At 61.5% G+C, this 20,040-nt stretch carries 22 protein-coding genes; 11 read left to right on the forward strand and 11 right to left on the reverse strand.

Translation table 11 applies throughout. From position 1 onward, the window contains the following. Window positions 1–52 precede the first annotated feature (52 nt). Together BLX89_RS12605 and hisN are read left to right on the forward strand one after the other, a co-directional pair. Complete coding sequence (locus BLX89_RS12605) at window positions 53–937, forward strand: N-formylglutamate amidohydrolase (RefSeq protein ID WP_075291267.1); 885 nt, start codon at window positions 53–55, stop codon at window positions 935–937. Between the two features lie 429 nt (window positions 938–1,366). Beyond that, a complete protein-coding gene (hisN, locus tag BLX89_RS12610) occupies window positions 1,367–2,140 on the forward strand; it encodes a histidinol-phosphatase (RefSeq protein WP_075291268.1) in 774 nt (257 codons plus the stop codon). A gap of 15 nt (window positions 2,141–2,155) precedes the next feature. On the opposite strand, the gene BLX89_RS12615 is transcribed toward hisN, so the two are convergent. Continuing rightward, window positions 2,156–3,163 carry an alpha/beta fold hydrolase gene (locus BLX89_RS12615; protein WP_075291269.1) on the reverse strand — a complete coding sequence of 336 codons (1,008 nt, stop codon included), beginning with the start codon at window positions 3,161–3,163 and terminating at the stop codon, window positions 2,156–2,158. 175 nt (window positions 3,164–3,338) lie between these two features. Continuing rightward, a complete protein-coding gene (gene rpmE, locus BLX89_RS12620) occupies window positions 3,339–3,560 on the reverse strand; it encodes a 50S ribosomal protein L31 (RefSeq protein ID WP_023516320.1) in 222 nt (73 codons plus the stop codon). 205 nt (window positions 3,561–3,765) lie between these two features. On the opposite strand from rpmE, the gene BLX89_RS12625 reads away from it, so the two are divergent. Beyond that, window positions 3,766–5,565: an ABC transporter transmembrane domain-containing protein gene (locus BLX89_RS12625; protein WP_075291270.1), complete on the forward strand. Its 1,800-nt coding sequence runs from the start codon at window positions 3,766–3,768 to the stop codon at window positions 5,563–5,565. Between the two features lie 15 nt (window positions 5,566–5,580). Here BLX89_RS12625 and BLX89_RS12630 read toward each other — a convergent pair whose 3' ends face one another. The 6 genes from BLX89_RS12630 to BLX89_RS12655 form a co-directional block, all read right to left on the reverse strand. After that, the gene (locus tag BLX89_RS12630) at window positions 5,581–7,218 is read right to left on the reverse strand and encodes an FAD-binding dehydrogenase (RefSeq protein WP_075291271.1); all 1,638 of its coding nucleotides are present in this window, start codon (window positions 7,216–7,218) and stop codon (window positions 5,581–5,583) included. Window positions 7,219–7,335: 117 nt separating this feature from the next. After that, window positions 7,336–8,367, reverse strand: a complete 1,032-nt coding sequence (locus BLX89_RS12635) for a peptidoglycan -binding protein (RefSeq protein WP_075291272.1) — start codon at window positions 8,365–8,367, stop codon at window positions 7,336–7,338. A 3-nt stretch (window positions 8,368–8,370) separates the two neighbouring features. Next, window positions 8,371–9,459, reverse strand: coding sequence for a MotA/TolQ/ExbB proton channel family protein (locus tag BLX89_RS12640; RefSeq protein WP_075291273.1), 1,089 nt, complete (start codon window positions 9,457–9,459; stop codon window positions 8,371–8,373). A gap of 137 nt (window positions 9,460–9,596) precedes the next feature. Continuing rightward, entirely contained in the window at window positions 9,597–10,397 is an 801-nt protein-coding gene (locus BLX89_RS12645) for an inositol monophosphatase family protein (RefSeq protein WP_075291274.1), read from the reverse strand. Window positions 10,398–10,688: 291 nt separating this feature from the next. Beyond that, entirely contained in the window at window positions 10,689–11,855 is a 1,167-nt protein-coding gene (locus BLX89_RS12650; RefSeq protein WP_075291275.1) for a tetratricopeptide repeat protein, read from the reverse strand. Window positions 11,856–11,864: 9 nt separating this feature from the next. After that, window positions 11,865–12,518, reverse strand: coding sequence for a thiamine phosphate synthase (locus BLX89_RS12655; RefSeq protein WP_075291276.1), 654 nt, complete (start codon window positions 12,516–12,518; stop codon window positions 11,865–11,867). Window positions 12,519–12,615: 97 nt separating this feature from the next. Between BLX89_RS12655 and BLX89_RS12660 the strand changes: the two genes are divergently transcribed. Further along, window positions 12,616–13,395, forward strand: a complete 780-nt coding sequence (locus BLX89_RS12660; protein ID WP_075291277.1) for a sulfite exporter TauE/SafE family protein — start codon at window positions 12,616–12,618, stop codon at window positions 13,393–13,395. A gap of 131 nt (window positions 13,396–13,526) precedes the next feature. Further along, a complete protein-coding gene (locus tag BLX89_RS12665) occupies window positions 13,527–13,787 on the forward strand; it encodes an ArsR/SmtB family transcription factor (RefSeq protein ID WP_075291278.1) in 261 nt (86 codons plus the stop codon). 60 nt (window positions 13,788–13,847) lie between these two features. Here BLX89_RS12665 and BLX89_RS12670 read toward each other — a convergent pair whose 3' ends face one another. Further along, entirely contained in the window at window positions 13,848–14,021 is a 174-nt protein-coding gene (locus BLX89_RS12670) for a YdcH family protein (RefSeq protein WP_075291279.1), read from the reverse strand. Window positions 14,022–14,234: 213 nt separating this feature from the next. Here BLX89_RS12670 and BLX89_RS12675 point away from each other — a divergent pair, with 213 nt between their 5' ends. The 6 genes from BLX89_RS12675 (at window position 14,235) to BLX89_RS12700 (ending at window position 18,122) form a co-directional block, all read left to right on the forward strand. Next, the gene (locus BLX89_RS12675; RefSeq protein WP_075291280.1) at window positions 14,235–14,438 is read left to right on the forward strand and encodes a YdcH family protein; all 204 of its coding nucleotides are present in this window, start codon (window positions 14,235–14,237) and stop codon (window positions 14,436–14,438) included. 48 nt (window positions 14,439–14,486) lie between these two features. After that, on the forward strand, window positions 14,487–14,951 hold the full coding sequence (purE, locus tag BLX89_RS12680) for a 5-(carboxyamino)imidazole ribonucleotide mutase (protein ID WP_075291528.1): 465 nt from the start codon (window positions 14,487–14,489) through the stop codon (window positions 14,949–14,951). After that, window positions 14,948–15,997 carry a 5-(carboxyamino)imidazole ribonucleotide synthase gene (locus tag BLX89_RS12685; RefSeq protein ID WP_075291281.1) on the forward strand — a complete coding sequence of 350 codons (1,050 nt, stop codon included), beginning with the start codon at window positions 14,948–14,950 and terminating at the stop codon, window positions 15,995–15,997. The genes purE and BLX89_RS12685 overlap by 4 nt, the downstream gene beginning before the upstream one ends. 177 nt (window positions 15,998–16,174) lie before the next feature. Further along, a complete protein-coding gene (gene ykgO, locus BLX89_RS12690) occupies window positions 16,175–16,300 on the forward strand; it encodes a type B 50S ribosomal protein L36 (protein ID WP_018327898.1) in 126 nt (41 codons plus the stop codon). Window positions 16,301–16,459: 159 nt separating this feature from the next. Continuing rightward, window positions 16,460–17,056: a tetratricopeptide repeat protein gene (locus BLX89_RS12695; RefSeq protein ID WP_143523605.1), complete on the forward strand. Its 597-nt coding sequence runs from the start codon at window positions 16,460–16,462 to the stop codon at window positions 17,054–17,056. Between the two features lie 37 nt (window positions 17,057–17,093). Beyond that, a complete protein-coding gene (locus tag BLX89_RS12700) occupies window positions 17,094–18,122 on the forward strand; it encodes an alpha/beta fold hydrolase (RefSeq protein WP_245292820.1) in 1,029 nt (342 codons plus the stop codon). Between the two features lie 50 nt (window positions 18,123–18,172). On the opposite strand, the gene pyk is transcribed toward BLX89_RS12700, so the two are convergent. Continuing rightward, window positions 18,173–19,612, reverse strand: coding sequence for a pyruvate kinase (gene pyk, locus BLX89_RS12705; protein ID WP_075291282.1), 1,440 nt, complete (start codon window positions 19,610–19,612; stop codon window positions 18,173–18,175). After that, window positions 19,612–20,040, reverse strand: coding sequence for a DUF1036 domain-containing protein (locus tag BLX89_RS12710; RefSeq protein ID WP_143523622.1), 429 nt, complete (start codon window positions 20,038–20,040; stop codon window positions 19,612–19,614). The genes pyk and BLX89_RS12710 overlap by 1 nt, the downstream gene beginning before the upstream one ends.

Below are 20,040 nucleotides of genomic sequence, written 5' to 3' on the forward strand. Positions count from 1 at the left end.
TGCTGGCAACATACATGAAACTGCAACATGATGACATGGTAAAAGGGCTCCCATGAGCGAGCACGACGGCGACATCGATCTGTTCGAGGTTCGCGAGCCGCAAACCCAGCGTATCCCCTTCGTTTTCAATTCGCCGCATAGCGGGCGCCGCTACAGTCGTGCCTTTCTGGAACAGTCACGGCTCGATGCCATGGCAATCCGCCGTTCCGAAGATCACTATGTGGACGAATTGTTCGGTTGCGTGACCGATCTCGGCGCGCCGCTGCTGCTGGCGCACTTTCCGCGCGCCTTTCTCGACGTCAACCGCGAGCCCTACGAGCTTGATCCAAGGATGTTCGACGGACAGTTGCCGCCTTATGCCAATATCGGCTCGATGCGGGTTGCCGGCGGTCTCGGCACGATCCCGCGTCTCGTTGCAGAAAACATGGATATCTACAAGACGCGGCTGCCAGTGGAACAGGCGCTCGATCGTGTGGAAAGCATCTACAAGCCGTATCATGCCTGCCTGCGCAAGCTGATCGCCCGCACCCATGTCGAGTTCGGTCTTTCGGTTCTGGTCGATTGCCACTCGATGCCCGGCAATATCCGCTTGGCCGGCAGCGGCCAGCGGCCGGATTTCATCATTGGCGATCGCTACGGAACAAGCGTCTCCGCCGATATCTGCCAGGCGGCCGTCAGCCTGCTTGAAGAGCTTGGTTTCTCCGTCTCGCGTAACAAGCCCTATGCCGGCGGCTTCATCACCGAGCATTATGGCCGCCCCGCACGCGGGCTGCATGCGCTGCAGATCGAGATCAACCGCTCACTCTATGTCGATGAGGCGACGTTGGAGAAGAAGCCGCAGTTTTCGCTGTTTGCCGAAGCACTTTACAGCTTCCTGGCGGCCTTCGCGCTGTATGTCGAAAAATATGCCGACGGCACGGCGCTTGCCGCCGAGTAAAATTCCTCCCGTCTCCCGGCTATTCTTGCTTTTTCGAAGCAAAAAAAACCGCGCACGGGGCGCGGTTGAAGTCTAGGGAGGAAACACCCAAGGAGGGTATTTACAGCCACAAGTGACTGTACGAAAAAGTTAATATTGCATCGCACAATTGTCAAGCCGCTTTTCGGCCACAATGCTGCGCTGCGCAAAAGCGATCCCTCCTGATTTTGAGGGAAAATTGGGCGATTCGTGACAGATTCTTGAAGTTTTGAATGCGCTTTCAAGGATTCCAGCCGGGAATGAGCGAAGGTTCGCAAAAAACGCGTTCATTTTCGCAAATTTTCGTTCCTCTTCTTTTTTTGAAAAAACTCCTCTAAACACGAACCGGCCGTTGTTTTCCGCCCATTTCCGCCGCCGAGACGGCGTGTTTTCCAGTCTGTGAGGTTTCCCATGCTGCCAGATCGTGAGTTCTTCGACCGCCTCGCCGATGCAGCCCGCGCGGAAACCCTGCCGCGGTTTCGCACCGGCATCAGCGTTGCCAACAAGGAAGCCGCCAGTTTCGATCCGGTGACGGAGGGAGATCAGGCGGCCGAAACGGCAATCCGCGCCCTCATCGAGCGGGAGTTTCCGGGCCATGGCATCCTCGGCGAGGAGCATGGCAGCGTCGGCCTCGATCGGGAATTCGTCTGGGTCATCGATCCCATCGATGGCACGCGCGCCTTCATTTCCGGCCTGCCGGTGTGGGGAACCCTGGTCGGTCTTTACCGGAACGGCGAGGCGATCATGGGCCTGATGGACCAGCCTTTTACCGGCGAGCGTTATTTCGCCGACGGTGCGCGCACCATGTATCGCGGGCCGGAAGGGGAAAAGACCCTCGCCACGCGGACCTGCGCCGATATCTCCGATGCCATCATGTTTACGACATCGCCGCATCTCTATCCCGGTGATCTGAAGCGTCGTTTCGAAACGGTCGAAAGCAAGGTTCGCCTGTCGCGCTACGGATGCGATTGTTATGCTTTCGCGCTGCTGGCCGGTGGGCATGTCGATCTGGTCATCGAGGCGGGGCTCAAGCCGTATGATGTCGCAGGCCTTATCCCCCTGATCGAGCAGGCCGGCGGTGTCATCACAAACTGGGATGGCGGCCCGGCGGAGATGGGGGGCGAGATCCTCGCCGCCGGCGATCCCACGCTTCACGAAAAAACTCTGGCTTTTCTCAACAGCTGAGGGTGCGGCCGCGCGTCATTGCTCGGCGGTTGCCTCCATCGTGCCTTGTGCGGCGATGTCCTCATTCAGGTCGGCGGCGTTGCCTGGAATGAAGGCTTCGATGGCGGCAATCGCCTGCGCCCGGTAGAGGTCGCTTTCATGGAGCAATTCGTGGCGGGCGCCATCGATGGGTATCAGGTGCCCCGCGCGGAAATTGCGCGCAAGGGCTTCCATGGCCCTGTAGGGAACCAGCCGATCCTGGGTCGGCGCAAGCAGGATCGTCGGAACGCGGATTTGCGTCAGATGCTCCTGGCGCGTGATGCGGCGAATGGCCTTGAAGGTTTCATGCAGCCAGCGTGCGGACGGAGGCCCGAGCGCAAGGGCTGCCTGCGCTTCGGTAATGCCCGTGTTGCGGGCGAAGCGAGCCGGATCATGGGTCAGAAGATTGCGCGAGAAGGGCAGAGAGCCCTTGTCGCGCGTCAGCGGCAGGAAGCCGAAGCCGAACCACGTGGCGATGGCGGCCAGCATGCCGATCTTGCGATGTCCTATCGCCTGGCCACCAAGTTCCACGAAGGGTGCGAGAACGGCGAGCCGGTCGATGCGGCTGGCGAGATAAGGCGCCTGCGAGAGCGCCACGAGCGCGCCCATGGAGTGAGCGACCATGAAAAAGGGCAGGCGGGTGTCGGGCAGCACGATCTTTTCGAGAAACAGCGACAGGTCCCGCTCATAGTCCGAGAAGCGGCGCACATGGCCGCGGCGCGTGACTTTATGGATGCGATCCGATCCGCCCTGTCCACGCCAGTCGAAGGTGGCGACCCAAAGCCCGCGCTCCAGAAATTCGCCGATCGTTTCGAAATACTTCTCGATCGATTCATTGCGTCCCTGCAGCACGACGACCGTTCCCTTGGCAACGGCTGCATCCGAGCGGAAGATCGCATAGCGGATCTTGCGGCCGTCCGCGCCTTCGAAAAAGCTGACGGTGTGTCCATGCACTTTGCCCGGGGGAATGGGATTGTCGGCTGTCGGGTGGAGGATGGCTGTCATCGTTTTCCGTCTGGTTGGCGCGGAGCATGCGGGAACTTTGCGTCCGACGGATTACGATATGGTTTAGCGGTATGAAAGAGACCAGTGGAGTGTGCGCAAAATGGGGCCGCAACGGAAAAAGCCCGGACGATGCCGGGCTTTCGGACGCATGCTGCCGAAGCAGAAATGCGAAATCTTAGAGGCCGAGGCCTTCGAAGCGCTTCTTGAACTTGGAAACGCGGCCGCCGCGGTCCATGAGCTGCTGGTTGCCGCCGGTCCAGGCCGGATGCGACTTCGGGTCGATTTCGAGGTTCATGGTCGCGCCTTCCGAGCCCCAGGTCGAGCGGGTTTCGTATTCGGTACCATCAGTCATCACGACCTTGATGGTGTGGTAAGCGGGATGGATATCAGCCTTCATAACAATCTTCCTGCAAGTTCCAGGGTCCAATTGTCGCAAGGCATTGCGGCAGGCGGACCGAACACGTAAATGAAGCCGCAGACCGATTGCGGGCTACGGCTTCCCAATTTGATGCCGTGCCTATACATGATGGTCTCCCGGATAACAAGTACCGCCGAAGAAGGTTCATGCGAGTTTCGCCGCTTCTTCCGCAATTGGAGGTCATGTGGCACACGAGGTATCCCCGGCGACAAGAAGAACGTCGCTGCGTCCCCTCGGACAACTTCTCCCCTACATCAGGCGATACCGTCTTCTGGTGATCGGAGCACTGGTTTCGCTTGTTGTTGCAGCCGCGACCACTCTGACCTTGCCGATGGCCGTCCGGCGCATGATCGATCACGGGTTCTCGACATCGGATTCCGGATTCATCAACACCTATTTCGGCATGCTGATGGCGCTTGCGGTCGTGCTCGCGCTGGCGAGCGCCACACGGTATTATTTCGTCATCACCATCGGGGAGCGCATCGTCGCCGATCTGCGGCGTGATGTTTTCGCCCATGTCACCAAGCTTTCCGCCTCGTTTTTTGACGTCAACCAGTCGGGAGAGATCGTCTCGCGGCTGACGGCCGACACGACGCAGCTGAAGTCGGCCGTTGGCGCGACCGCGTCGGTCGCGCTTCGAAACCTGATCCTCTGTCTCGGGGCCATCGCCATGATGGTCTACACCAGCCCCAAGCTTTCAAGCCTTGTGCTCGCGGCAATCCCGCTCATCGTCTTCCCGCTCGTTGCCTTCGGCCGGTCGGTGCGCCGTCGCTCGCGCGAAGCGCAGGATACGTTGGCCGCAGCCTCGGCCTATGCCAGCGAGGCCATTTCCGCCAACCGCACGGTGCAGGCCTTCAATGGCGAATACGCCGCGCAGTCCCGTTATGCCGCCGCCGTCGAAAACGCGTATGATGCGGCACGCGCTGCCGTAAAGGCACGCTCCGTTCTGACGGCCTTTGCGATCACCATGATCTTCGGCAGCGTCGTCGCCGTACTCTGGTTCGGTGCGCAGGATGTGCTCGCGGGCACCACATCGCCCGGCACGCTCAGCCAGTTCCTGCTGTATTCGGTCTTTGCCGCCGGCAGTCTCGGCTCGCTGTCTGAAGTCTGGGGCGAGCTTTCGCAGGCCGCGGGCGCGGCCGAACGCTTGAGCGAGCTTCTGGCGGAGAAGCCTGAAATCGCCGCTCCGGTCGATCCCGTGCCGCTTCCTGTCCCGGCGGAAGGTCGGGTCGTCTTCGATAACGTTTACTTCGCCTATCCCGCTCGCCCGGATGAAAAAAGCTTGAAGGGCCTCAACTTCTCCGTCAAACCCGGCGAGACCGTTGCCATCGTCGGCCCGTCCGGCGCCGGCAAGAGCACGGTTTTCTCGCTGCTCCTGCGCTTCTACGATCCGGTCAGAGGAACGGTGTCCGTCGATGGGGTGGATGCGCGTTCGGTCGATCCGGATGCGCTGCGCCAGCGTATCGCCATCGTTCCGCAGGATGTGACCATCTTCGCGACGTCGGTGCACGACAATATCGCCTTTGGCCTGCCGAATGCGACGCGCGAAGCCGTTCGCGCAGCCGCGACCGCGGCACAGGCCGACGAGTTCATCTCAAGGCTCCCCGAAGGCTACGACACCCAGGTCGGCGAACGCGGCATCACGCTTTCGGGCGGTCAGCGTCAGCGTATCGCCATTGCCCGCGCGATCCTCAAGAACGCGCCGATCCTGCTGCTCGACGAGGCAACCTCCGCGCTCGATGCGGAGAGCGAAGTGCTGGTTCAGAAGGCACTCGACGACCTGATGCAGGGTCGTACGACGCTCGTCATCGCCCATCGCCTGGCAACCGTGCTGAAGGCGGACCGCATCCTCGTCATGGATCAGGGGCGGATTGTCGAGGAGGGCAACCATGCCTCCCTCGTTCGGCAGGGCGGTCTTTATGCCAAGCTCGCGCGCCTGCAGTTCGATCATGCTGCCGAAGAGCTGCGCGTCGTCGGAAGCTGAGATCTTCCGATGGTCTCAGACGCTCCGGCCCGCCACGCGACCGGAGAAGATGCAGCCTCCGAGAAACGTGCCTTCCAGCGCATTGTATCCGTGCATGCCGCCACCCCCGAAGCCCGCGACTTCGCCGGCGGCGTAGAGCCCTTCCACCGGTTTGCCGGAAAGTTCGAGAACGCGGCCTGAAAGATCGGTCTGGAGACCACCGAGCGTCTTGCGCGTCAGGATATGCAGCCTGACAGCGATGAGCGGTCCCGCGTTCGGGTCCAGCAGCCGATGCGGCTTGGCCGTGCGCATCAACCGGTCGCCGAGGTAGTTGCGTGCCCCGCGGATGGCCGTCACCTGTGCATCCTTGGAATAGGCGTTTTCGATTTCCCGGTCGCGGGCTTCGATCTGCCAGCGCAGGTTTCCTTCGGAGATACGGGCCTCGCCGGTCAGCGTGTTCATCGCGCTCACCAGATCCTCAAGCCTATCGCGGACAATGAAATCCTCGCCCTTGTCCATGAAGGCCTGAACCGGGCCGGGCGGGTTTTTCCCGAGACGTTTCAGGAGCAGCGGAATGTTCTTGCCCGTGATATCCGGGTTCTGCTCCGAACCGGAAAGGGCGAATTCCTTCTTGATGATCGCTTTCGTGAGGATGAACCAGCTGTATTCGTGACCGGTGCGGCGGATGGCGGCGAGCGTTCCGAGCGTATCGAAGCCGGGCATGGCCGGCGCGGAAAAACGGTTGCCGTTGGCATCGCACCAGAAAGAAGAGGGCCCGGGAAGAATGCGGATGCCGTGATCCGGCCAGATCGGCGCGAAGTTCTTCAGGCCCTCTGTATAATGCCACATCCGGTCGCTGTTGATGATCGAGCCGCGGGCGCGGCTGGCAATGTCCAGCATGCGGCCGTCGACATGGTGGGGAACGCCGCTCACCATTGATTGCGGGGGAGGGCCCAGCCGCTTGACCGGCCAGGCGCGGCGTACGCGTTCGTGATCGCCGCCAATGCCGCCGGAGGTGACGATAACGGCGCCGGCGCTGATTTCGAAATCACCGGTCACGTCGCGGCTGCTCTTCTGGCCCCTCGACACAGGATCGTCCTTGAGGATCGCGCCCGCAGCGCCGCAGACCGCCTCGTTGAGCACGATCAGTTCATCGACGCGGTGGCGGAAACGAAAACGCAGCAGCCCTTTTTCTTCCGCCGCCCTTGCCCTGCGAATGAACGGTTCCAGCACGGCCGGTCCGGTACCCCATGTGACGTGGAAGCGCGGCACGGAGTTGCCATGCCCATGCGCAAGCCCGCCGCCACGCTCGGCCCAACCCACAACCGGAAACCAGCGCATGCCCAGCCCATGAAGCCAGGCGCGCTTTTCGCCGGCGGCAAAATCGAGGTAGGCTTCCGCCCAGAGCCGTGGCCAATGGTCTTCCGGGCGGTCGAAGCCGGAGGAGCCTATCCAGTCCTGTCTGGCAAGGGAAAGGCTGTCACGGATGCGCATGCGGCGCTGTTCGGGGCTATCGACGAAGAACAGGCCGCCCAGCGACCAGAAGGCCTGCCCGCCCAGATTTTGCTCGCCTTCCTGGTCCACAACGATGACGCTGCGGCCACGTTCCGCGGCTTCCGTCGCGGCGACAAGGCCCGCAAGCCCCGCACCGATGACAAGGACTTCGCAATCCATGTTTTCCCTCCCGAAACTCCGATCGTGAGCTTACGCGGACGTAAAGGTAATGCAACAGGGAAGGGCAGGCGGATGGTGTGATCCCCGCTTCCCGCCTGCGGGGAGAAGTCAAACTGTTTACTTTTCCGTCAGCTTCAGCTCGATGCGTCGGTTCTGGTCACGCGCTTCCTTGCTGTCTCCCTCGGCAATCGGCTGGAATTCACCAAAGCCTGCGGCCACCAGCCTGTCGGCTGGTACTCCCCTGGAGATCAGGAACTTGACCACCGAAGTTGCGCGGGCCGAGGAAAGCTCCCAGTTGTCCGCATAGCGACCGGAGCCCGACAACGGCACGTTGTCGGTATGGCCATCAACCCGCAGCACCCAGTTGATCTCGGAGGGGATTTCCTTGGCGAGATCGAGCAGGGCGGCGGCAAGTTTGGCCATTTCCTCCTGACCCGCCGGATTGAGCTCGTTGCCGCCGGAGGGAAACAGAACTTCCGACTGGAACACGAAGCGGTCACCGACGATGCGGATATTCTCGCGATCCGAGAGGATTTCCCTGAGACGGCCGAAGAAGTCCGAACGGTAGCGGTTCAGCTCCTGAACCCTTTGGGCAAGCGCCACGTTGAGCCGGCGGCCAAGATCCGCGATCTTGGTCTGGGAGGCCGTATCCTTCGCCTCGGCAGCCTGCAGGGCATTCTCGATCGCTGCGATCTGGCTCCTGAGCGCCGCGATCTGCTGGTTCAGCAGGTCGATCTGGCTCATAGCCCGGGCGCTGACCTGCTTTTCGGCATCCAGTTGCCCGGAAAGGTCGCCGATCCGCTGGTTGGCGGCGTCGGAGCTCCCGGCGCCCTGGTCCAGCAATGCCTGAAGGCGAGACCGTTCGCCCTCGGAGGTCGCCAGCGATGCCTGCAGGTTGGCGAGCGAATCCTCCAGATCCTGCTTGCCGCTCTGTTCAAGCGCAAGCAGTTGGGTCAGCTCGTTGATCTGGCTGTTCAGCCGGTTCAGAACGTCGTCCTTGCCGCTGATTTCGCGGCTCAGCAGGAATTGCGCCAGCACGAACACCGACAGCAAAAACATGATCGCCAGAAGCAGGGTGGAGAGGGCATCGACGAAACCGGGCCAGTAATCGACCGTGCGCTGGCTTCGGCCCTTGCGCGCCAGAGCCATGGGTTATTCTCCCGCTTCGTCGCGTATGGCGCGGCCGTGGCTGGCGCGCTCTCCTTGGGAGGGCTTCTCCCCGATGCGGGCGGCGAGTTTGTCCAGCGTCTTGCGCATGGATTTCGCCTCTTCCTGCTGCGCCTCGATCCAGTCGCGTAGCATCTGCTGCTCGCCACGCATGTTCTTGACGAGACCCTGGATGCCTTCGGCAAGGCTTGCCATGGCCGCCGTCGTGCGCTGGCTCATGCCGCCGTCCTGGTTGAGACGGGCAAGTTGCTCCGTCAGGGCGCGCAGTTCCTCGGTCGGCGCGACTGCCGGGTTGTCCGAAACGATCGCAAGATCCGATGAAACGTCGGTGACGGAGGAGAGCCAGTTTTCAAGCTCCGTGTAGAAACGGTTCTGCGCGCGACCGGCCTGCAGGTCGAGAAAGCCGAGGATCAGCGATCCGGACAGACCGAACAGCGAGGTGGAAAAAGCCGTCCCCATCCCGGAAAGCGGAGCCGAAAGTCCGGTCTTCAGGGCAGAGAGCACATCGTCCGTGCTGCCGGAGCCGGCATCCAGCGACTGGATCACCGTGTTGATGGAACCGATCGTGCCGAGCAGGCCCCAGAACGTTCCGAGAAGACCGAGAAAGACAAGGAGGCCGATCAGATAGCGCGAGGTGTCGCGGGATTCGTCGAGACGGGTCGCAATCGAATCGAGGATCGAGCGCAGTGCCGTGGTCGAGATCGCCATGGAGTGACGCTTGCCGATGAGGGACCGCATCGGGGCAAGAAGAACCGGATCCCGGCCCACCTTGTCTGCGCTGCCTGCCGCACGAAACGAGTTGAACCAGCGGACTTCCGGACGAAGACCCAGCACATGGTTGAAAACCAGCATGATGCCGATCAGCAAGACGCCGAGAATCAGGCCGTTAAGGCCGGGATTGCTCATGAAGGCCGTATGGGCCTGCCTGAAAAGGATGGCGCCGACGAAGCCGACGATGATCAGGAAAATCACCATGATCCAGAAGAAGATCATGGGACTGGTCAGTTTGTGGGGATTGTAACCATCACCCAGGTCGCTGGCCGCATCCCAACCCGACAGTTCCACTTTCGCCATGAGGCTTCAGTCTCCGCTTTTGCACTGCACCGTAACGCCCGCCGAAAGCGGCGCGTTCCGATGTGGCCGGAGACTAGAGTAACTTTGTGCCGAATTGAAGAGCTATCACGCCAGTTTGCACCGCCGTGGCACAGGTCTTACTTGCCCGGGACAGGGCGGTGCAGCACGTCGTGCAGGGCTTTGCGGATGTATTCGTTGCCGGCCACGATAGATCCGTCTTCCATGGGCTTGTTGCCGCCGTCGATATCGGCGACCCAGCCGCCGGCTTCGCGGATCAGAAGAATGCCGGCTGCGAGGTCCCAGGGGTAGAGATCGCGTTCCCAGAAACCGTCGAATCGTCCGGCGGCGACATAGGCGAGATCAAGTGCGGCCGAGCCCATGCGGCGAACGCCGGCAACTTCGCCCATGACGTGGCGCAGCTCGACGAGATAGGTGCCGTGGTTGCTGTGGCCGAGATGCGGCGTGCCGGTGCCGATGACCGCATCCGACAGGTTCTTGCGGGCGGCCACACGCAGGCGGCGATCATTGAGGAAGGCGCCGCCGCCGCGCTCGGCGGTGAAGAGTTCGTCGGTCGCCGGGTTCAGAATGACGGCGGCAACGATTTCGCCCTGCCGCTCCAGCGCGATCGAAATGGCGAAATGCGGAATGCCGTGCAGGAAGTTGGTGGTACCGTCGAGCGGATCGACGATCCAGCGATGGGCGCCGTCGGTGCCGATGATCTCATCGCTTTCCTCGCCGAGGAAGCCATAGGTCGGGCGGGCCTTCAAAAGCTCTTCGCGGATCAGCTTTTCGGCCTTGCGGTCAGCCTGCGAGACATAATCGCCCGGTCCTTTCAGCGAAACCTGCAGGTTCTGCACCTCGCCGAAATCGCGGGCCAGACCCTTGCCGGCCTTGAATGCGGCCTGAACCATGACATTGAGAAGAGCAGAACGGGCCATCTTGGCTTCCTTCGGAACGGAAATGCCGGCCGCGCAAACGACCGGCAGAAAACATACTCTTTGAGCGCCCCATCGCAAGTCGATGCGGGCATACTCGCCTTAATCTTACGTCGGGATATCAACCTCGGATGACGTCATCTGGAGGTATCAGGCGTCGCCGGACCGTCGAAGGTTCATGACCCGAGGTCCACAGCATTGCCGGTTGGCTGACCCGTGATCAGCCGACCGGGCGCTTCAAGACCACAAAAGCGGTGAAACTTCAAGCCTTGCGATGAAAAAGCAGGCGAAAGCTCAAGAGGCGCGATGTTTGTTGGCAGCATCGAGGGCTGCTTTCTGCTGGGCTTCCTCGAGTCCTAGATAAAAATCCTCAAGGGCCGGATCGGTGAGGCCGGCACGTCGCGACAGAACATACCACTTGGCCGCCTCGACCGGGTTCGGCCGCGTGCCGATGGCATTGATATAGAGATGGGACAGCTTGTTCTGCGCCACGACATTGCCGCGCTCGGCGGCGCGGCGCATCCACTTGAAGCCCTCTTCGAGGTTGCGATCGCCGCCGATGCCGTCGACGAGCCAGATGGCCAGATCGAGCTGGGCGGTGTCGTAGCCGGCCATTGCGGCGCGCGCCAGCCACTGGCGGGCCGTTTCGCGCTTGCTTTCCTCGATGCCATCGACATTGAAGTAGATCTGCGACAGCGCATACTGCGCATCGGCAATGCCCTGCTCGGCGGATTTTTCGTAATAGGGCTGGGCGGCCTTCAAGCCCTTCGGCCCGGGATTGTCGGCAACGAGGATCTGGCCATAGTTGAACTGCGCCAGGGCATTTCCCGCATCGGCAGCCTTCTTCATCAGTTCTTCGGAGCGTTTGCGATCGCGCGGAACGTCGCGGCCCTCCATCAGGATCAGCGCGTATTTGAACATCGCCGAGGGATTGCCGGCATTGGCGGCCTGCTCATACCAGAAGGCAGCATCCTTGGTGTTTTTGGCGACACCCAGCCCTTGCGAGAAGATTTCGGCAACCAGCGTCTGAGCTGCGGCGTCCCCAAGCTGCGCCTTGGGCAGGGCGATCTCGAGTGCCGTCAGATAATAGCCGCGCTGGAAGGCGCCGTAGGCATCGTCCGGCTTGCCGTCGAACGGCTTTTCGGCCGGCAAGGCCGGCAGCATTGCCCCCATGCGGTCGAAGACACCGACGCCGGCGGAAGGGGCGACCGGCTTTTCGGCTTTCGTCTCGACCTTCTTTGCGGCGATCGGAGGCTGGAGCGGCGGCACTTCGTTTTCCGGCAGGGCCGCACCGTTGAACGGCGTGATGCGCCCGCGCTTCGCAGCCGGGCCTTCGTCGATGTCCTGATCGACGCCCGGCAGGTCTTCCTGAGCGGAAGCTGTAGAATGCATGCCGATGGCCGAACCAAGGGTCAGGCTGAGGCAGAGCACACCGGCGATCAGGTGGGGACGGTTTGACATGGAATGGTCTTAATCTTCAAACCGTGGCGCTTTTTCGTCAAGAAGCGCATTCACCTGCGAAACGATGGAAGCGGCCTGTCCGGGCTCGCCGAACACGGCAAGCCGCAGGGCGACGAATTCCGCACCGGTTTCGGCCACGGCAAGGGCTGAGGCAGGATCCGTGCCGCCCATGACGATGGCCGGAATTTCCACCATGGACGCCCACCATTCGCCGAGCGCGAGGTTCTTCGGATGCGCTTCCGGCTTGATGTCGCCATCCAGCTTGCCGAAGAAGATATAGTCGGGGCGCACCTCGCCCATTTCCAGTGCGTGGTGGCGATCGGCAGCATTACCGCCGCCGACGATCAGCTTCGGGGTGAATTTTTCAACCGCCTCGGCCAGTGTTTCGGCATTGCCGGTCACATGCAGGCCGTCGGCCTTCGCCCGGCCGGCCACGCGGCTGTCGCCGGCAATGAGCGCTGCTGCGCCGGCGCTCTGGATGACCGGAACGAGCGCTTCCGCGTGCTTCTGGAAGGCGTTCTCGTCCAGACCGTATTGCGGCAGGATGACGGAGGCGACATCGCCGCCGCGCAACGCGTCTCCGATGATGACAGCGCAGTCCTTTGCGTCGGCCATATCCGGCGCGATGAGAACAAGCCGGCAGCGGTTGTCTGAATTGCTCATGGTATCTGCTCCTTGAGGGGACGCAGATCGCGGGCCCTACTCGATTTCATTTTGGAAAAGCGATAGACCGAGCGGGCAAAAGGATCAACTGACACGCATGCTTCCCGATTTCGATTTCTATATGATCGCCATCCCCGCGGTTCTTCTGGTTGGCTTCGCAAAAGGCGGCATGGGGGAGGCGTTGTCGCTGATGGGCGTGCCGCTGATGTCGCTTGTCGTACCGCCGGTCGAGGCCGCGGCCCTGCTCCTGCCGATCCTCATTGCCATGGATCTCGTGTCTTTGTGGATGTGGCGTCAGCACGGCGACGGCAAGACGCTGCGCATCCTCCTGCCGGGCGCGATGCTCGGCATCGTCGTAGGCTGGGCAACGGCCGCCTATGTCCAGCGCGACGCGCTGCGCCTGATTATCGGCGTCATCGTTGTTCTCTTCGTGTTGCGCTATGCCTACAATCTCTGGCGCGCGCGGCGCGGCGTGGTCATTGCCGCGAAGCCCCAGAGAAAAGGGCCGGCCACGATCCTCGGCGCATTTGCCGGCTACGGCAGTTTCGTCGCCCATGCCGGCGGGCCGCCTTTCCAGATCTATACCCTGCCGCTGCAGTTGCCGCCGAAGGAATACACGGGAACGATCGTCCGCTTCTTTGCCATCCTGAACGTGGTGAAGCTCGTCCCGTATTTCGCCCTGGGACAGCTTGATTTCAGCAACCTGAAGACATCCGTCACCCTGTTTCCGCCGGCCATGCTGGCGACGGTTGCCGGAGCATGGATGGTCAAGCGCATGCGACCGCAGGTTTTCTACCCTTTCATGTACACGATGGCCTTTCTCGCGGGCACGAAGCTTGTTTATGACGGCGTGCAGGCGCTGTTTGCCGGAAGCTGACGCCCAGCGCGCCACGTCCCAGCCGCGCCTTGAAAAATATGCGCCTTCATGAATTGCTGCGATTGCGAAATTATGACCTTGCAACGCACAATTTGCTTGCCGGATTTCCGGATTTCACTTAGCTTTCCCTCATGTCAAACGCTGATCCCTTCGATGCAATTTCCGATCCAAACCGGCGGCATCTGCTGGAGGAGCTCCGGCGTGCACCGCGAACCGTCAATGAACTTGCGGAGGGGTTGCCGATCAGCCGCCCGGCAGTGTCCCAGCATCTGAAAGCATTGCTGGATTCCAATCTCGTATCGGTGTCGGCCAGCGGTACCAAGCGCATCTATGCCATCAACCGGCCGGGCTTCGACCGGGTCAATCTGTGGCTCGACCAGTTCTGGTCCTGAAAACGCAAACCGCCCGAAGCGAGGGCTCCGGGCGGCGTCTTTTCGTTAATCTCAGATCGGTTAATGGGACGAGCTACGCAGCTTCTCAATCTCATCCTTCAAGCGCAACTTGCGCCGCTTGATATCGGCAATGTCCTGGTCCCTCGTGGAGGGCTGAATGAGCGCTGAGTGGAGCTCCTGCTCCAGTGCGCCATGTTTTTTCTCAAGCGTTGCAAGATGAGCCTCAATGGTCATGTGGCAGTCCCTTCCGTTAGCTTGCACCCGATCTTTTGAGAGCCGGGTGTTCCAGGTTTAACACGCGAAGTGTGCCATGCTATTTTTCATTTGTCGAAGGCGAAATCGTGACGAAGGATAACTTCCCGTTACCGACCATTTTGTGCTAGAGCGACGAAAATTGACGCGAGTGGCGGACAAACCGCCACCGCAGTCGCCGACGGGGACAAGTGAATGCCAGATCAGGATCAGGCCGAACTCAGACTGGGCGTAGCACGGCTGAGGCAGGAGCATGAAGATTATGACGTGGCGATCAACGCCATGATTCAGACCGGCTGCGATGCGCTTCGCATCCAGCGGATGAAGAAGAAGAAGCTGGTCATCAAGGACAAGATCTCCAAGATGGAAGACCAGATCATCCCCGATATCATTGCCTGAGGAATCGACGCCTTGACCAAAGACGCGACCCCGCCCGTCGCCATCATCATGGGCAGCCAGTCCGACTGGGAAACCATGAAGAACGCCGCCGATACGCTTGATGCGCTGGACATCGCCTATGAGGCGCGCATCGTGTCCGCCCATCGGACGCCGGACCGGCTCGTGAGCTTTGCAAAGGGCGCGCGCGACGAGGGGTTCAAGGTCATCATCGCCGGCGCCGGCGGTGCCGCTCATCTGCCGGGCATGGCGGCTGCCATGACCCCGCTGCCGGTCTTCGGTGTGCCCGTCCAGTCCAAGGCGCTTTCCGGTCAGGACAGCCTGCTGTCCATCGTGCAGATGCCGGCCGGCATTCCCGTCGGCACGCTGGCCATCGGCCGCGCCGGCGCCGTCAATGCCGCGCTGCTCGCTGCTGCCGTTCTTGCGCTCTACGATCCGGAGCTTGCCGGTCGGCTTGACGACTGGCGCGAGGCGCAGTCGGCATCGGTCGCCGAATATCCGGTCGATCAGGCATGAAGACCATCGGCATCATCGGTGGCGGCCAGCTCGGCCGCATGCTGGCCATGGCCGCCGCGCGTCTCAATTTTCGCACCGTGATCCTCGAGCCGCAGGCGGATTGCCCGGCGGCGCAGGTGGCAAACGACCAGATCGTTGCCGCCTATGACGATGAGGCCGCGCTCGCGCAGCTTGCGGGCGCTTGCGACATCATCACCTATGAATTCGAAAACGTGCCGGTTGCCGCCGCAACGCTTCTTGCTCGTTCAAAGCCGGTTTATCCGCCACCGAAGGCGCTGGAAGTCGCGCAGGACCGGGTGACGGAAAAGCGCTTTCTCAACGAGAGCGGCATCGAGACGGCAAAGTTCCACGTCATCGACAGCCAGGCCGATCTCGATGCCGGGCTTGCCGATTTCGGCGGCAAGGGCGTCCTGAAAACCCGGCGTCTCGGCTATGACGGCAAGGGCCAGCGCGTCTTCAACGGCGATAGCCCCGCCGGTGCCTTCGCCGCACTCGGGGGCGTACCGATGATTCTCGAAAGCTTCGTGCCCTTCGTGCGCGAAATCTCGGTCATTGCCGCCCGCGGCCAGGATGGGGCCATTGCCTGTTTCGATCCGGCCGAAAATGTTCATCGCAACGGCATTCTCCACACGTCGACGGTTCCAGCCGCCATTTCCGGAGAAACGGGAACCGCTGCGAAGGCAGCCGCCAAGGCGATTCTTGAGGCGTTGGATTATGTCGGCGTCATCGGCGTCGAGTTCTTTGTGACGGCAGACGGTGGGCTGATCGCCAACGAGATCGCTCCGCGCGTGCACAATTCCGGCCACTGGACGGAAGCGGCCTGCGTGGTCTCGCAATTCGAACAGCATATCCGCGCCGTTGCCGGCCTTTCACTGTCGGATGGCGCGCGCCACTCCGATTGCGTGATGCAAAACCTGATCGGCGACGATATCGACGATGTGCCGGAATGGCTGGCAAAACCGTCGACGCTTGTCCATCTCTATGGCAAGAACGAAGCCCGTCCTGGCCGCAAAATGGGCCATGTCACCTGGCTCACGAGAGCCTGAAAGCCACAGAAAAGCCGGTCGAACAGATGAAAACCGGCTCATCGCGGTTGACAATTTTCCGCCCTCGGGTTACTTGCCTGCCAACCTAAGAGCGCACCCGTCCTTATCGGCCTGTCGGTGCGCTTTTGATTGTTAAAGACCCGGGAACGTGTTCCCCCGAAACTGCGGATCAGAAAAATGAAGATCAAAAATTCGCTCAAGTCGCTGAAGGCTCGTCACCGCGAAAACCGTCTGGTTCGCCGCAAGGGCCGTATCTACATCATCAACAAGCTGAACCCGCGCTTTAAGGCTCGTCAGGGCTGATTGATGTTTCCTGCCGGAGGTATCTCCGGCGGAACGAGCGGGCATGCGGACAGGCGCGGGGCATCTTTGCCGATCCCGGCGCCTTATTCGTTTGTTGATACCATAAATTTGATTTGAACTTCGGTCATGGCGCGATACCCTTTCGTCATGGCTAAAAGCATGTCTTCATATCTCTTCCTCGTTCTCGCCGTTCTTGTCGCGCCGACCCTTCCTGCCGCGCGCGCTGCCGATACGGCGACAACGCCCGCAGCCGCATCTGCGGAGCTGCCCACACAGAAGCAGCGCCTCGATACGCTTTTCTCCGAGTTGAAGAAAACCGGCGATTCGGACAAAGCAAAGGATGTCGCCGACCGCATCCGTACGGAGTGGCAGGATTCCGGCAGCGCCTCCGTCAATCTGCTGATGCAATGGGCGGCGAAGGCGACCGAAACCAACAAGCGGTCGGTCGCGCTCGATCTTTACGATCAGGCGATCGCGCTCGCCCCCGATTACGTGGAAGGCTGGAACCAGCGGGCCACGCTGCACTATCAGATGGGCAACTATCGCAAGTCGATGTCGGATATCAACCATGTACTGGCGCTGGAGCCGCGCCATTTCGGTGCTTTGGCGGGCATGGCGGCAATTCTTTCCGCCGCAGGCAAGGATGAACTGGCCCTGCGGGCCTGGGAGGAGTTTCTGACGGTGTACCCGGCCGATCGCAAGGCGCAGGAGCAGTTCGGCGAGATCGAGGAAAAGCTTGCCGGCAACCGGACCTGACATCGTTGAGACGCCCGGTCATTCCAACATATTCGCAATGGTGCTTCGTCTTCTGGCGCGTCTGATGCTGCTTTTGTCTTCTCTCGCTCTTCTCGTCATCGCCACGGGCTATGGATACAGCGCCTACCAGTCCGGTCTCTTCGAGGGACGCCGGAAGAATGAGGGCGAGCTGATCGATGTGGGCGGTTTCCGCATGAACAGCGTTCATGTGCCCCGTCCCGCCACCGCCGATCTGCCGCCCATCGTTTTCATCCATGGCGCCAGCGGCAGTTTGCTGGATCCGCTTCATGCGTTTTTAGAACCCCTTTCCGGCCGGGCGGAGATGTTGTTTCTCGATCGGCCCGGTCTGGGTTACTCCGAGCGGGGAGGGCCGGAAAATGCCTTTCCGGACGGGCAGGCGCGCGCCATTGCGACGCTCATGGAAAAGCGCGGCATCGGGAAAGCGATCATCGTCAGCCACTCCTTCGGCGGCGCGATCGCGGCCAGTTTCGCACTTTATCATCCTGAAAAGGTAGAGGCGATGCTCTTTCTCGCCCCGGCGACACACCCATGGCCAGGGGGCCTCGACTGGTACTACGGCATCACGCGGATGCCGTTCGTCGGCTGGTGGTTCTCAAGGCTCATCGCCGCGCCGGTCGGAAGTCTGCTGCTAGAAAAAGGCGTCGGGTCCGTCTTCGCACCCAATGAGGTTCCTGCCGATTATATCGAGGAGACGAATACGTTTCTCGCCCTGCGCCCGGCCGCGTTTCGCAACAACGCCACCGATGTCGCCAATCTGTTCGACTACGTGACGCGCGTTGCGCCGCGTTATCGGGAGATCGAGGCGCCAACGATCATCCTGACCGGCGATCGCGACGGCGTCGTCTACGCCCATATCCACTCGAAGCAGCTTCACGAGGCGATCGCCGGATCGCGCTTGATCACCGTGCATAATCTTGGCCACAAGCCCGACTATGTGGCGACCGATCTTGCGGTCGCGGCCATCGAGACGCTCGCTGGAAAGCCGCGCGATCTCGATGCGGCCACCCGCGCGGTGGAGGCGCGGATCGCCGGCGACGGTCAATAAAAAGCCGGCCGCTTCGACAGCGGCCGGCCTCGTCATTCCATGAGCCGCAATCAGATGCCGCTCAGGCCATCAGAGCCGATATAGGCGATACGCAGCATGTTGGTCGCGCCAGGCGTTCCGAGCGGCACACCGGCCGAGATGATCACACGATCGCCCGGTTTGCCGAACCCTTCGGCAGCGACGATGCGGCAGGCGCGGTTGACCATGTCATCGAGGTCGGTCGCGTCGCCCGTGACGACGCAGTGCAGGCCCCAGACCACCGACAGGCGGCGTGCGGTCTGGATGACGGGCGACAGGGCGAGGATCGGCACCTGCGGACGTTCACGCGCAGTGCGCAGGCCGGTGGTGCCGGACGAGGTGTAGCAGACGATGGCCGAAAGCTTCAGCGTTTCGGCGATCTGGTGGGCTGCGAGCGAAATGGCGTCGGCGCCGGTCGCTTCCGGCGGGGTGCGCTGGGCATAGATGATGCCGGAGTAATGCGGATCGCGCTCGACCTTGCTGGCGATGGACGCCATGGTCGCAACGGACTCGACCGGATAGTCACCGGAAGCGGATTCGGCCGAGAGCATCACGGCATCCGCACCTTCGAACACGGCCGTTGCGACGTCGGAGACTTCCGCACGGGTCGGAACCGGGGCGGAGATCATCGATTCCAGCATCTGGGTTGCAACGACAACCGGCTTGCCGGCGCGGCGACATGCGCGGATCAGCTGCTTCTGCAGGCCGGGAACGGCTTCCAGCGGCATTTCGACACCAAGGTCGCCGCGCGCCACCATCAGTGCGTCGGAAAGCTCGATGATCTCGTCGATCCGTTCGATCGCCTGCGGCTTTTCGATCTTCGACATCAGGCCGACGCGGCCGCGCGAAACCTTGCGCACTTCGGAAAGGTCTTCCGGGCGCTGGATGAAGGAGAGGGCCACCCAGTCGACTTCGTCGGTTTCCAGAACCGCATCAAGGTCGGCCCGGTCCTTTTCCGTCAGCGCGCCGACGCCAAGCAGCGTATCCGGCAGACTGACGCCCTTGCGGTCGGAAATCTTCGTGCCGGAAATGACCTTGCAGACGATCTTCTTGCCATCGGAGCTGACGGCCTCGAGATGCAGCTTGCCGTCGTCGATCAGCAGGCGGTGGCCGGCCTTCACGGCTTCCAGAATTTCCGGATGCGGCAGGTAGACGCGGGTGTTGTCACCCAGCGCTTCGTTGTTGTCGAGCGTAAAGGTCTGGCCGGGAACCAGATCGACCTTACCTTCCGCGAACTTGCCGACACGCAGCTTTGGACCCTGCAGGTCGGCGAGAATGCCGATCGGCCGGCCGCAGCGCGCCTCGACGTTGCGGATGCGCTTGATCAGCGTGCGCATCAGGTCGTGGCTGGCGTGGCTCATGTTGATGCGGAAAAGATCGGCCCCTGCTTCATGAAGCTTCTGGATCATCTCCTCTTCGCCCGAGGCGGGGCCGAGCGTGGCGAGGATTTTGGCTTTTCTGTTCCGTCTCATCAATTTGGGCTCTCTTGTGTGCCGGGGGTATCGGAAAGCTGAACCATCCAGCTTCCCTGACGACCCGTGTCGTATTCCTTGAATCCCATGCGCTGGAAGCCGCGTGCGAAGCAGTCCTGCACGCCGGTTATCTTGAACTCGTTTTCTGCGACACACATATTAATGTCGCCTGTCCAGCGGCCGCCACGGGCCGCATCTTCCGCATAAAGATAATAATAGCGCGATTGCAGTTCGCCTTCGATCAGCGTCGCGCAGGTCGTTGCCGGAACCTGCCACCAGCCTTCCGTGATCCAGCCTTCCTTGGCGCGATACCCGATGGCGACGCCGACCAGATTCTGGGTACCGTTGCAGACGCGGAACTCGGCATGGGCCTCTTGCGGCATCAGGAGAGGCACGCCTCCGGCAAGCAGGAAAAACATCAGCGCCAT

Origin of the sequence: Pararhizobium arenae (assembly GCF_001931685.1) — a bacterium.
In the GTDB taxonomy this organism is placed as follows: Bacteria; Pseudomonadota; Alphaproteobacteria; order Rhizobiales; family Rhizobiaceae; genus Pararhizobium; species Pararhizobium arenae.

Bases quoted from the DNA above. Each gene is read 5' to 3' on its own strand.
- BLX89_RS12605 (WP_075291267.1), top strand. From the start codon at position 53: ATGAGCGAGCACGACGGCGACATCGATCTGTTCGAGGTTCGCGAGCCG.
- BLX89_RS12645 (WP_075291274.1), bottom strand. From the start codon at position 10,397: ATGGCCCGTTCTGCTCTTCTCAATGTCATGGTTCAGGCCGCATTCAAG.
- hisN (WP_075291268.1), top strand. From the start codon at position 1,367: ATGCTGCCAGATCGTGAGTTCTTCGACCGCCTCGCCGATGCAGCCCGC.
- BLX89_RS12675 (WP_075291280.1), top strand. From the start codon at position 14,235: ATGCCAGATCAGGATCAGGCCGAACTCAGACTGGGCGTAGCACGGCTG.
- BLX89_RS12655 (WP_075291276.1), bottom strand. From the start codon at position 12,518: ATGAGCAATTCAGACAACCGCTGCCGGCTTGTTCTCATCGCGCCGGAT.
- BLX89_RS12700 (WP_245292820.1), top strand. From the start codon at position 17,094: ATGGTGCTTCGTCTTCTGGCGCGTCTGATGCTGCTTTTGTCTTCTCTC.
- BLX89_RS12640 (WP_075291273.1), bottom strand. From the start codon at position 9,459: ATGGCGAAAGTGGAACTGTCGGGTTGGGATGCGGCCAGCGACCTGGGT.
- BLX89_RS12615 (WP_075291269.1), bottom strand. From the start codon at position 3,163: ATGACAGCCATCCTCCACCCGACAGCCGACAATCCCATTCCCCCGGGC.
- pyk (WP_075291282.1), bottom strand. From the start codon at position 19,612: ATGAGACGGAACAGAAAAGCCAAAATCCTCGCCACGCTCGGCCCCGCC.
- BLX89_RS12710 (WP_143523622.1), bottom strand. From the start codon at position 20,040: ATGGCGCTGATGTTTTTCCTGCTTGCCGGAGGCGTGCCTCTCCTGATG.
- BLX89_RS12685 (WP_075291281.1), top strand. From the start codon at position 14,948: ATGAAGACCATCGGCATCATCGGTGGCGGCCAGCTCGGCCGCATGCTG.
- BLX89_RS12635 (WP_075291272.1), bottom strand. From the start codon at position 8,367: ATGGCTCTGGCGCGCAAGGGCCGAAGCCAGCGCACGGTCGATTACTGG.
- BLX89_RS12660 (WP_075291277.1), top strand. From the start codon at position 12,616: ATGCTTCCCGATTTCGATTTCTATATGATCGCCATCCCCGCGGTTCTT.
- BLX89_RS12665 (WP_075291278.1), top strand. From the start codon at position 13,527: ATGTCAAACGCTGATCCCTTCGATGCAATTTCCGATCCAAACCGGCGG.
- ykgO (WP_018327898.1), top strand. From the start codon at position 16,175: ATGAAGATCAAAAATTCGCTCAAGTCGCTGAAGGCTCGTCACCGCGAA.
- BLX89_RS12695 (WP_143523605.1), top strand. From the start codon at position 16,460: ATGTCTTCATATCTCTTCCTCGTTCTCGCCGTTCTTGTCGCGCCGACC.
- purE (WP_075291528.1), top strand. From the start codon at position 14,487: ATGGGCAGCCAGTCCGACTGGGAAACCATGAAGAACGCCGCCGATACG.
- BLX89_RS12630 (WP_075291271.1), bottom strand. From the start codon at position 7,218: ATGGATTGCGAAGTCCTTGTCATCGGTGCGGGGCTTGCGGGCCTTGTC.
- BLX89_RS12670 (WP_075291279.1), bottom strand. From the start codon at position 14,021: ATGACCATTGAGGCTCATCTTGCAACGCTTGAGAAAAAACATGGCGCA.
- BLX89_RS12650 (WP_075291275.1), bottom strand. From the start codon at position 11,855: ATGTCAAACCGTCCCCACCTGATCGCCGGTGTGCTCTGCCTCAGCCTG.
- rpmE (WP_023516320.1), bottom strand. From the start codon at position 3,560: ATGAAGGCTGATATCCATCCCGCTTACCACACCATCAAGGTCGTGATG.